The 12,478-nt window shown below is 33.6% G+C and carries 6 protein-coding genes and 1 pseudogene; 5 read left to right on the plus strand and 2 right to left on the minus strand.

The features are described 5' to 3' along the window. The first annotated feature begins 232 nt into the window (after positions 1-232). The 3 genes and pseudogenes from pknD (at position 233) to BU804_RS06430 (ending at position 4,761) form a co-directional block, all read left to right on the plus strand. Entirely contained in the window at positions 233-3,181 is a 2,949-nt protein-coding gene (gene pknD, locus BU804_RS06420) for a serine/threonine-protein kinase PknD (RefSeq protein WP_075883442.1), read from the plus strand. After that, the gene (locus tag BU804_RS06425; RefSeq protein ID WP_075883443.1) at positions 3,168-3,731 is read left to right on the plus strand and encodes an NUDIX hydrolase; all 564 of its coding nucleotides are present in this window, start codon (positions 3,168-3,170) and stop codon (positions 3,729-3,731) included. The genes pknD and BU804_RS06425 overlap by 14 nt, the downstream gene beginning before the upstream one ends. Positions 3,732-3,956: 225 nt before the next feature. Next, positions 3,957-4,761, plus strand: a pseudogene (locus tag BU804_RS06430) (IS982 family transposase). A gap of 389 nt (positions 4,762-5,150) precedes the next feature. Here the strand turns inward: BU804_RS06430 and BU804_RS06435 are convergent. Beyond that, positions 5,151-6,779 (minus strand): leucine-rich repeat domain-containing protein, encoded by a 1,629-nt coding sequence (locus BU804_RS06435; RefSeq protein ID WP_075883444.1) that lies wholly within the window; start codon positions 6,777-6,779, stop codon positions 5,151-5,153. Positions 6,780-7,316: 537 nt separating this feature from the next. Between BU804_RS06435 and BU804_RS06440 the strand changes: the two genes are divergently transcribed. After that, positions 7,317-7,550 carry a hypothetical protein gene (locus BU804_RS06440; RefSeq protein ID WP_143298946.1) on the plus strand — a complete coding sequence of 78 codons (234 nt, stop codon included), beginning with the start codon at positions 7,317-7,319 and terminating at the stop codon, positions 7,548-7,550. Between the two features lie 532 nt (positions 7,551-8,082). On the opposite strand, the gene BU804_RS06445 is transcribed toward BU804_RS06440, so the two are convergent. Beyond that, the gene (locus BU804_RS06445) at positions 8,083-8,973 is read right to left on the minus strand and encodes a U-box domain-containing protein (protein ID WP_075883446.1); all 891 of its coding nucleotides are present in this window, start codon (positions 8,971-8,973) and stop codon (positions 8,083-8,085) included. Positions 8,974-9,619: 646 nt separating this feature from the next. Here BU804_RS06445 and BU804_RS06450 point away from each other — a divergent pair. Then, positions 9,620-12,469 (plus strand): valine--tRNA ligase, encoded by a 2,850-nt coding sequence (locus BU804_RS06450; RefSeq protein WP_075883447.1) that lies wholly within the window; start codon positions 9,620-9,622, stop codon positions 12,467-12,469. Positions 12,470-12,478: the final 9 nt, after the last annotated feature.

A 12,478-nucleotide genomic window follows, 5' to 3' on the forward strand; every position in this document is an offset into this window, starting at 1 on the left:
CATTTTAGAATATTAAAGTGCGGATCTTGATAATACACTTCCAGAAGAGATGAAATAGAAACAAATGTATTATTTTGTCAAATGGAAACATTTTATTCTTCAATAAAGGTGTATATTTTGAAGAAGAGCTAGACTATATAATTGTGTTGTCCATAATACCTTTTTAGAAACTTGCGATTTATGGCAACATTTGCAACAAACAAACCAGCTTTAATAATCGATTTGATTTAATATGCCCCATTCTTTTCCTGATTATTCTTTTACCTGTCCTTTCTGCAAAAACAACTGTAAACTATCGTTTGCTCAGTGTCCTGCTTTTTGCCCATTCTGTGGTAAATCGCAAAAAAATGAATCGACAGGTTTACCTATTCAATCGGATTTTTATCAAATCATTAAAAGCATTGGCAAAGGAGGAATGGGAGAGGTTTTTTTAGCCTATGATCCTTGTTATGAAAGACAAATTGCTATCAAAAAAATCCGCTCAGACCTTCTCGAACATCCTCAAATTAAAAAGCGCTTTTTAAAAGAAGCCCATATGACCTCGCAATTAACCCATCCAGCCATTATTCCCATTTACACAATTCGATCGGATGCTGATACAGCTTATTATACAATGCCTTTTGTAGAAGGAGATACACTTAAGCAAATCATCCGGAAAACCAAACTACAGGAAAAAAATGGGGAAACCTTAGATTATCTTGGTGGATCCATTTTGGCTTTAATGAGAGTGTTTATTACAATCTGCCAGGCTGTTGCTTATGCTCATTCGAAAGGAGTGCTACACCGGGATTTAAAACCAGAAAATATCATTATTGGAAAATATGGAGAAGTCCTAATTTTAGATTGGGGATTAGCCAAATTTATTGATCAGGCTCCTGAAGAAGAATTGTTGGCCTCTTTTCCAGAATCTCTCACTAAACAAAAAGATATTACTAAAATTGGAAAAGTTGTAGGAACTGTTGCTTATATGGCTCCAGAAAGAGCTTTGGGTCAACCTGCAACAATTCAAACTGATATTTACTCTTTAGGTGTTATTTTATACCAGTTATTAACTTTAAAAAGTCCTTTTAAACGAGGAACTTTAGAAGAATTTCGAAAAAACATGAGTCGAGAAGAGTGGCAAGATCCTGTCACAGCAGCTCCCTATAGAGAAGTTCCTCGAATGTTGGCTAGTTTTACGGAAAAATGTTTATCGCTTGATTTACAAAACCGTTATCAAAGCGTTGAAGAACTCATTCGAGATATTGAAAACTACCTAGAGGGCCGCTCTGAATGGTTTTGTATTGCAAATCTCAATACTAAAGAAAAAAACGATTGGGAATTTCAAGAAAATGTTTTAATTGCGGAACATGTTGCCATTACTCGGATGACGGATGACGCTGAATGGGTTAGCCTTATGATTTCAAAGCAATCTTTTACAGGAAATACAAAAATCGAAGCAGATGTTTGTTTAGGCGAACAAGGACATGGCATTGGTTTTCTTCTCAGCGTTCCAGAAGCCAGCGCACGAGAACATCTTATCGAAGGCTATTGTTTATGGCTAGGTTCGGATTTTAGTAAAACGACTAAACTTCTACGCTCAAACGTTGAAGTCGTGCATGCACCTGACATCTTTTTAAAAAGGCAGCAATCTTACCATGTACGTATTGAAAAAGTTGATAAATCTATCCATGTTTACATTAATGATAATTTGCAGTTTTCTTATATTGCTCATATTCCTTTGATTGGCACTCACGTCGGATTATTATCACGAGATGCTGATTTTGAAATCAGTCCTCTTGAAATTTATGTTGGTAACTTAAATATCAATGTTAATTGTTTAGCTGTTCCTGATGCTTTTTTAGCACATCGCGATTACAATCAAGCTTTAAGTGAATATCGTCGCATCGCTTATTCTTTTCCTGATCGGACAGAAGGAAGAGAAGCTTTATTTAGAGCGGGACTGACATTTCTTGAACAAGCAAAAACAGCTGAAAATAAAATGCCATTGCTAGAAGAAGCATTAAATGAATTTGAAAAGCTTCATGGTACACCAAGTGCTCCTTTAGAATATTTAGGAAAAGCTCTCACGTATGAATCAATAAACGATAGCGAAGAAGAAATTAAATGCTATGAACTTGCCTATCGTCGCTATCCCAATCATCCTATTCTACCAATGCTCCAGGAACAAATCATTTCTAGATTGCATGAAGTTTCTAGAATGCAACGTATTACAACTTATCGATTTACACTTTTAACAGTTAGGCATTTGCCTCTTAATAAAATCGACACGCATACGAAACGTTTATTCAATAGCTTACAAAAGCATTGGGAAGTATTACCCTTCATTGAATATAAATCACCATCTCCCTTAACAACTCTTTCTACACGATTTGCGACACCCCTTGCCTTTTGGTTAGCTAAGCCTTTTATATTAGGAGAAATTCTTGATGATTTAATCCAAAGCCCATCTTTTCCAATTGAAGAAGTAAATAATGCTTTATTATGCCTTGTGGAATTGGGTTCATGGGAATATGCGCAAGAAAAATTAAATACCATTCAAACTTATCTTAATTTACCTCAAAACCCTAAATGGTTAGACCTGAAAGCCTTTATTGCCTGTCACTATCAAACATTAGAAGATGTTTATAAAGAATTTTTTTTCCAAATTCCATCGATCAATGCTGACCATCTTCATGCCGTCCTATACTTTATGGACCAATGCTTGGATCAGCTAAATACTTCATTAATATATACTCTTGCTAGACAATTTGAACATACAGAACTCAGCTTTGAAGATCGCCTCAAATTGAATTGTCGTCGTGTTTGGGCTTATTTATTGGACAAAAATTGGCAAGATGCCGGTAACTTGCTCTATACTTATTCTGTTGAAACGTTAAACAAGGATTCTTCTCTTCTTCATTTTTTATATGGATGCTGGCTGCAAGTCACCGAAGGTGCAGAAATAGCAAATGTTCATTTTGCTGGGGTGAATCCTGTTATGTTTCCCCGTACATGGACTCTTGGAGCACGCTTTCTAACTAACAATTTATCTAAAGATAGCTATGAGAAAGCATTTATGTGGGAAAAAAGGCAACTTTGCAAGCAATTAATACTTTATTATCATTGTGTTGGTAATGAAACCAAACGTATACATTTTCAAAAATTGTACCAAGAACAATTCATTCATGCAGAACTCTAAAAAAACTTTTGCCATTCCTTTTGTCGAAGAAATGACGCTTGCTTTCGAAGAATCGTTTATTAAAATCAAACGAGATCGTTTACGTCTCGCCCATGAAGATCCTTACTCTTATTATACACTCATTACTCCTCCTCAAGCTGTTGTTGTTCTAGCCACAACTGCTGATGGCTATTATGTGTTAAATGAAGAATACCGCCATCCGACAAAAAAGATGTTACTATGTTTTCCTGGTGGATTTATAGATGACAATGAAAATCCTCTGGCCGCTGCGAAGAGAGAGTTGGAAGAAGAAACAGGTTATACAGCTGAAAGCTTTCATCTCTTAGGAAGTGCTTACCCTTATCCAGGAATTAGCGGACAAAAAACTTTTTATGTTAAAGCTCTTGGAGCTAAATTTAATACGTCACCACGGTTAGAACCCTCAGAAATTATTCAAACTCATTTATGTTCTTTCGATCAACTTAAAGAGATGATTTCCAAAAATGCTGAATTAGACGGGACTCTTTGCACTGCTTTGTTTTTTAACTCTTTATCTGAATCCACTTCTTAATTTTTACCTATATGAGTTATTTAAATTTCAAAAATAAATCTGAATTGAATTACCTAAATCTCCTAAAATTTTTCATTTTTCCAAGAAAGTATTACTAACCTAAATTTTTGATTTATCCCTTTGTTAATCAGTAAAAAGAATAAAATTTAAATGACAAAAGACCTCTACATGATTGAAAACATTTATTTTCCAAAATTAATGTTTAATAGGTCATGAGAGGTTAAAATGGATTTAATCAAATGATATTGTCGTCTAGATGGTTTTTAAAAGTCTTTTGAGCAGAAATGGATAAACAGTTAATTGAGCAGGGCAAAACAGAGCAAGAACCTCAACCTGAATGATCGATACTAGAGAGGATGACAATCATCATTTTATTTCGTCAATCAAATAATCGAGCATTTAAGCACTTTTATGGGTATGTCACCGTCACCAACTACTTAGGTAAAGAATTTCCAAACTTAATGAGTACTAGCCGCTTTGTTTATTTAAAGAAGAACCTTCTTGGTCCTGTATTTGCTTATCTTTTGGAAACAAGAGGAGAAATCACAAGAATTGCTTTTATTGATTTTCCATCAATAGATGTTTGCCATAATAAACGCATAAAAGAAACAAGCTTTAAAGGTTTAGCAAAGAGGGAAAAACAACTTCGGGGTGGTTTTTCGGATTTAAATTGCCTCTCATGATCAATGAGAAAGGAGAAATTTTGGCTTTTCAACTTAACTGAACATGTTTTTATTGCCGAAACTTTGTCGAAAGGGATTTTTGGGAAACTATTTGATGATAAGGGAGTTATTTCGAAAGAACTTTCAAAGTAGCTTTTGAAACAAGGTCTTGAACTATTTACTCTCCTAAAGTCGAATAGGATGCATAGCTGATGAAGTTGACAGACAAAATTCTTAGAAAACGAACTATTATTGAAACGGTCAAGGATCAACTAAAAAATATTTCTCAAATTGAATAGACACGCCACAGAAATGCCGGAAATTTTTTAATTAATCGATTAGCTGCGATTGTTGCTTATCCTCACTAACCCAAAAAGCCATCGATAAACTTAGCAGAGCAGCATCGCTTGTTATTAATGGCTGCCTAAAAATCCCAAAATTTAAGTTAATAAAATATTTTTATTTGAAATAACAAAAACTTCTATTTTTTCTTGTTAGCTATTTATCGTGATAATCTTAAAAATTGGGCAAACACTTGCTGCACTATTGGGACTAATTACTTAATCAACAAATTCGACATATATCTTCAAAGCAAGAGTTGCGTTGGGAAAAATATTAAAAGTAAGGATATATTCCGTTTTTGCTAAATAAACGTGTGATAAGAAAAAATTATTTTTTAAAAGATTTAATAATGTGAGACAGCTACTAAGGATGCCATAACTAATCCAGATTAATGTAAATTAGTTTCAATTCAGATTCAATTTGTAGCGGCTAATAAACCTTTAAAATGCGCTAACCTAAATCTAGCATTTGTAAAATGTTCGCAACCTTCCAAATTCAAATGCTGTAAACTAGTTAAAGGCGCCAAATGTGCTAGCCCAGCTTCAGAAAGATAAATACATCCGCTCAGATTTAAATATTGTAAAGCCACTAAGTGTACTAAATGTGCTAATCCAGCATTGGTAAGGCTATTGCACCAGCTTAGATCTAAATATTTTAAAGCCGCTAGTGGTACCAAATGTGCTAATCCAGCGTCAGTAAGAAAAGTGCACTGGCTCAAGTTCAAGTATTGTAAAGCCATTAAGGGTGTTAAATGCGCTAACCCGTTGTCGCTAATAAATTTACACCCACTCAAATTCAAATGTTGTAAAGCTATTAAGGATTTAAGATGCCCTAATCCTTTACTAGTGAGCTTATCGCAAAAGCCCAGATCTAAATGTTGTAAAGTCACTAAGGGTGTTAAATGCGCTAATCCAGCGTCAGTAAGTTTTTTACAACCGTTCAAATTTAAATACTGTAAATTTATTAAAGATGGCAAACATGCTAAACCATTGTCAGTGAGATGGTGGCATGACTGAAGTTGAAGCACTTTTAAATTTTTACAATTTTTTAATGCTAAGAGATGAGCGTCAGTTAAATAGGCATTCTCTGAAAAATTAAGTCCTTCTATCTCATTTGAAAAATAATTTAAAATTTTTTCAAACTCCTTTAAATGAGGAGTTTGCTTTAACAATAAATTCACCACGGTAAGCTGTAAATAATTTTTTAAAATATTTAATTGAAATCGTTCAGCAAAATCTAAAAATTCTTTTAATTCTACTAGGTTGTCTTCGCTGGAATTAAATAGCTCACATTTACCTGATTTGTATGCATCAAGCAGCTGTTTTTCTAAATTTTTCACAACATCTGTCAGTTGATAATAATCAGCTAGTTGAATGAAAGAAGTAATGTCTTCCACAGGAACTTTAAAGTTAGCATCCAATAGACAATTGATTAGACGAGTAAATTCTTTTTGTGTCAAAGCAAGAGGATGTTGAAAAGTTTCTTTAAAATTTCCTGACCAAAGACCTTGAAAATAGGGCGATTTTTCCATTAATAAAGACTTTTGGGAACTTGAAATAGTTAGAAAAGTGTTGTTCTGAAAGCTTAATTTAAATTCTTGAGGTAAAGGTAAAAGTTTAGAAGTTGGGTTTGTCGATTCATCAATTTCTTCTAGGGTATCTAAAGAATTTCTTAAAAGTTTATTTTCATCTTTAGGAGAATTAATAATATTTTGAGTAAGTATTCCTGTTGAAGTAAGGATATAACGTGAAATTTGATTTAAACTTGGTGAAGATGGATCGGATGATAGGCGATGCTCCGTAGCCTTGCGATTGACAGTTTCTTTTCTTCCCAAAAATATCTCTCTCCATTGAGATTGAAGTTGATCTTTTTGGACATAATTAAAAAATAGATTTAGGAAACACTGGAAAATTGTTGTGCAAAATAAATTAATACGCTCAGAAAATTTTAAATAGTTATTCGATTTATGGCTAGAGCAGGTATTTGTATTGGTAGTGGGAAGATTAAGATTAAGTCCTGGATTATAAGTAATCAAAATTACCACCCCACTTGTTTAAATAAAACGTATTTAACCTTATAATATATTATATAAGATAAAATTAGTGCAATATTAATGCAATAAAAGATAAAAATTAAATTCGAAGGAAAATTTCAATTTTATTGATTGATAGCTGCTAGTAAATAAATAAAAATCGATAAGGCTTAAATACCAAGCTTTTAATTTTTAATATTAAGGAAGCTTAACTTATTGGATTATGCTAAAAGAAGTATTTCTGTAAAGCAATATTGGCAAGAAAATTTTGTAGGACTAATGGTGGATCGATTAAATAGAAATAATCTGTATTAATTATCTTTAATACCATCTTAAATCAACTTGTCTCTGCTATACACTTTTGAATTGTTAAATTCGCAGATGAACAAATACTGCTTATATAACTTTTTACAATGCTTTTTTATCGGAATCAATCCATGTATTGAAAACTTTTTTGCCTTTTATGGAAGAAAATACAAAGCTAAAAGCGATGCTCGTAGAAGCGCCATTAGACAATCGAGCCCTTAAGATTATTGTCTCAAAAAAGTGGTGGGTTCAACAGCTCAAAAAAAATCGGTTGATTATCTGAAAGTGCGTTTTGAGATAAGCAAAATAAGAGGTTGTGAGCTCATCAAAGTGGCACAATCGACCATGCGTGATAAAAGTCATGCTCGAGAGAACAAAGACTTAAAAGAGCGTATTTTTCAGGTTTTTCTTAAGCATAAAAGCTTTGTTTTGGCTATAGAAGGATCGCCGCTCTTAAAAGAGAAGGATGATTGGTAAATCGTAAAAAAGTTTAACGTCTATACGTCAAAGGTTCGTTAAATTTAAAAAAAAGAAGTTTGCCAATCGCGATAGAGAGAACCTCTTGAAAAATGTCACCAACCAAATCAAAGATGGGTAATGAATTTTATGTCTGACAGTTTGGCTTCAGGCAAGAAAAATTGGGTGTCCTGTCCACTTTTTCTGCGCACTAGTAACAGGATGATTTGAAAAATTTCTTTATGATTTGCTGCAAGTTAGGCTTGAGGGCTGACTAAATAATTTTAAATGCGTTGGCATAGATAATACTTCGCTAAATTTTAAAATTAAACACTTTTATAAAATAACGTAAAATCATGTTTTGCTCGCTTTACTACAACTAAAATAATTGCCCTAAATCATTTAGGGTTGTGTAAATTTGCATCAGTAAAGATTCTTAAATGAAAATGAACTAATAATGATTCATGGCTAATTATCCAAAAGCCTGAAAAAGATTAAGTTAATCTAAATTTAAATTGTTTTTTTAAATTTAGATTAACCAAAATAAAAAGTTTTATTTTGTCTCTGTTTGTGGGTAATATTTTTCTATCTTATTTTTTAGTTTTCTTAACTTTTTTACTTCAGCTTTAATCTCTGTATCAGTTATCGTAGGTTTATCAAGGTCATTTTGTTCTTTAAAAGTTATATTTCTTCCAGAAATAGTATCATTATAGCGAGGAAAAAGGTAAGAGAATATTCTATCTGTTAAGCCCATTGTTTCTAAGTTTTTAACTTTTTTTTCCAAAATGACATTTTTATCCTTAAGAATTGAACATTGGTTTAGGATGCTAGAACTTGTATTTAAAGATTCTTCTGTATCGCGTGCAAGGGGTCTAAAATCTTCTAAAAATTGTTCATGCTTACTTATCAATTTTTGCATTTCTGTTTTACACTCCCGCCTTTCTATTTTATGCTCTTGCATAAGTTCTTTCATTAACCCAAGAGAGGTTTTTTTTTCAGAGGTATGCTTTTTAGTAAATTCATCCACTTCTTCTTTAGCATCAGCTAAATTATAATTTTTAATAAGTTTGCTAACGTCGAGAATTTTACTAGGATCCAAAGGACACGTAAATGAATTTCCTTCTGCAATTGCTCTGTTATAAATTTCCATAATAGCTTCTCGTTCAAATGTATGGCCACATTCATCTACAACGGGATCTGTAAATGGATAAAGAGTAATAGGACAATTAAAAGATCTAAAATTCACCCCTTCTTCAACAGGAAGTTTATTCTCGCCTATAATACAAGGCTTATTCTCGGGAACAGAAGAACAGTTAGTTATTTCCAAGACAACTTCTTCACATACTTTTTCTTTTGGTTGATTCAATGTTGTTTGATTCAAAGTCGATTGATCGAATACAGGATAAAGGGAATTACACATTGAAGAATTTAAATTTATTGACATATTTAACACTCCTATAAAATTTAAAATAAAATATTTATCTAAATATGAGATAAAAGACGTGTTTTGTCACGCCTTTAATTACTTAACCTTGATAAACAATAAAAATTTAAATTTAATTTAGAAAATTAATTGTTTATATATCTGATTATTCATAGTTATCAAAAGATATCTATAGAAGCAATACAAGAACTTTTCCTTTTTTTTATCAATCTTTTTTTTACAAAATGATAAATAGATGGTAATTGTCTGGTCAAATTACATCTATTTAACTGCGGTTTTTTAATTACTAAGTTAAAAAGATAAAAAATCCGAAGAAATAGTTTGGCTTTTGGAATTTTTATAACAATGTATTATAAAGTCCGCTTTCTAAGTGGAAGTGGACAAAGCCTATAAATTAGCCATCATTGCTAAGTTAGCCTGTTCCTAAGCTGTACATTCATTAACCTAGAAACGAGTTACTTTTATTTTTATGATTAACTTAACATGATTAAATTTTGTTTTGATTCATTATTGATAATCTATGCAACCTTAGAGATAAATTCTGATAAATGATATAGTGCTAAACCTATGTCTTGTTTTTTAACCAAAAAGCAAAGCTAAAAACCTACTTTGTCGAAGCAAAAGAGAGTTAAGATTAAGGAGAATCATGACCGAATTACCTAAAGCCTATGAAGCAAAAAAGATCGATGAGAAATGGTACCAATTTTGGGATGCAAAACGATATTTTACAGCTAATCCTCTATCGACTAAACCTACTTATTGTATTGTCATTCCTCCTCCAAATGTCACTGGCGTTCTTCATATGGGACATGCTTTAGTCAACACAATTCAAGATATTTTAATTCGTTGGAAAAGAATGCTTGGTTTCGAAACCTTATGGGTTCCAGGAACAGACCATGCAGGAATTGCCACCCAAATGGTTGTAGAAAGGCATCTCATCAAAACTGAGGGAAAAAAACGAACAGATTATACACGCGAAGAATTCTTAAAACATGTGTGGACATGGAAAGAAAAGAGCGAAAATCGAATTATTGAGCAATTAAAAAGACTCGGAAACTCTTGCGATTGGACACGTCTTCGTTTTACGATGGATGAAAACAATAGTTTGGCGGTTCGAACAATGTTTAAGAAATTGTTCGACGATGGCCTTATTTATCGTGGTGATTATCTTGTCAATTGGGATCCTCATACTCAAACAGCTTTGGCAGATGATGAAGTTGAATATGAAGATAAGCAATCTTTCCTTTGGTATTTTAAATATCCATTGAGGGATGAATCTGAATTTATTTCCATTGCCACGACGCGACCAGAAACTATGTTAGGAGACACCGCTGTCGCTGTTTCTCCTAATGATGAAAGGTTTAAGCATCTTATCGGAAAAGAAATTAGGCTCCCTTTAATGAATCGCTTAATTCCTATTATTGCAGATCACCATGTCGATCCTTCTTTTGGAACAGGAGTTGTCAAGATCACTCCTGCTCATGATCCCAATGACTATCAAATAGGTCTTAGTCATCGGCTACCGTTTATCAACATCATGACTCCAGATGGCAAAATCAATGAAAATGGGGGGCACTTTCAAGGGTTAAGTATGACAGAAGCCCGACATGCTGTTGTTTCTGAAATGAAAGAAAAAGGACTCCTAGAAAAAGTAGAACCTCACCTCAATCGCGTGGGAATTTCTTATCGATCTAAAGCCATTATTGAACCCTACCTTTCTAAACAATGGTTTGTGAAAATGGATGGATTCTCTAAAAAACTTCGGGAAGTTGTTCAAAATGGCCAGGTTAAATTAATCCCCTCTCATTGGGAAAATACCTATTTTCATTGGATTGACAACTTACGCGATTGGTGCATTAGTCGTCAACTTTGGTGGGGTCACCGGATTCCTATTTGGTATCACAAAGAAGATTCGAATCGGTTAATTTGTTATGCTGGCTCTGATTTACCTGATGAAGTGAAAAATGCTCCAGAGGAATGGATTCAAGATTCAGATGTTTTAGATACCTGGTTTTCTTCAGCCTTGTGGCCTTTCTCGACGCTTGGTTGGCCGGAACAAACACCAGAACTCGCAAAATTTTATCCCACTTCTGTTCTTGTCACTGGACACGATATTTTATTTTTCTGGGTGGCCAGAATGATTTTGATGGGCGATTATGCCCTGGATCAACCCCCTTTTCCGGAAACATATTTGCTCGGACTAATTTATGGTAAATCTTATTGGCGACAAGAGTCTAATGGAGGAATTTTATACGTCAATGAACAAGAGCGCTCTGATTTTGATATGGGAAAACCCATCCCTAAAGAGGTTTTCTCCAAATGGGAAAAAATGTCTAAATCAAAAGGAAACATTATAGATCCTTTGGAAATGATTGATCAATTTGGGACTGATGCTGTGCGCATGGCACTTTGTGCTAGTGCAACCCAAGCTCGTCAAATTGATTTAGATCGAAGACGTTTTGAAGAATTTAAAAATTTTACAAATAAAATTTGGAATGGGGCACGCTTTGTTCTCATGAATTTAGATGGGAATGAGCAAAATAGAACTATGCCTTTAACCTCGCAAAGTTTTTCTCAAGGTTTAGATGAAGCTTTATTTACTCTAGAAGACCAATGGATTCTTTCTGTTCTAAATCGAACAGTCGAAAGTGTTAACGTTCATTTAAATCATTATCAGTTTGATCAAGCAGCGATTGAAGCTTACGATTTCTTTTGGAAAGAGTTTTGTGCTTATTACGTAGAGATCGCTAAACCCATTTTATTTGGTAAAATAGGAACTGCGCAAGAAAGAACGAACAAACAAAAACTTCTTGTCATCGTTCTTTGTCAAGCTATTCGTTTGATTCATCCCATGGCCCCGTTTATTACCGAAGAGCTTTTTCACATACTTAAAGAGCGATTAGAAGGTGTTGAAGCACTAACCAATGCAGATCCTTATACAAAAGAATGTATTCAAGCTTTACAGAGCTCAGCGTGCCTTGTTGCTCCTTATCCTGTAAGGATAGGAGAAAAAAATCAAAAAGTCGAAGCTGTTTTTGCTTTGATAGAACAAATTGTTTATACCATTCGTAATATTCGTGGTGAGATGAAGTTATCTCCTGGGACGGCGACTGATGTCTATATTATTGGTCAAGCAGATGATCCCGAATGGCAATCTGCTCGGGAACATATTACGATGATCTCAGCTCTTGTCAAAACACAACGAATTCTAGTCGAAACAGAAGAGCCAAAAATGGGTTTTGCCTGCACAGGAGTTTATCATGCTTTAAAAATTCAACTACCTCTTCCAGAAGAGCTCCTCAAACAAGAAAAAACACGTTTAAACAAAGAGCAAGAAAAATTAGAAATTTCTCTAGAGAAATTAAAAAACCAGCTTTCTAATACAGATTTTGTCAGTCGAGCACCCGCTCATTTAATTGAAAAGCAAAATCAGCAACTTTCTCAAACTGAACAAGAACTGCGAGAAATTAAAGAAAAGTTAATGACTCTTCCATAAATATTCTGC

The organism is Candidatus Protochlamydia sp. W-9, from assembly GCF_001950615.1.
GTDB classification, from domain to species: domain Bacteria; phylum Chlamydiota; class Chlamydiia; order Chlamydiales; family Parachlamydiaceae; genus Protochlamydia; species Protochlamydia amoebophila.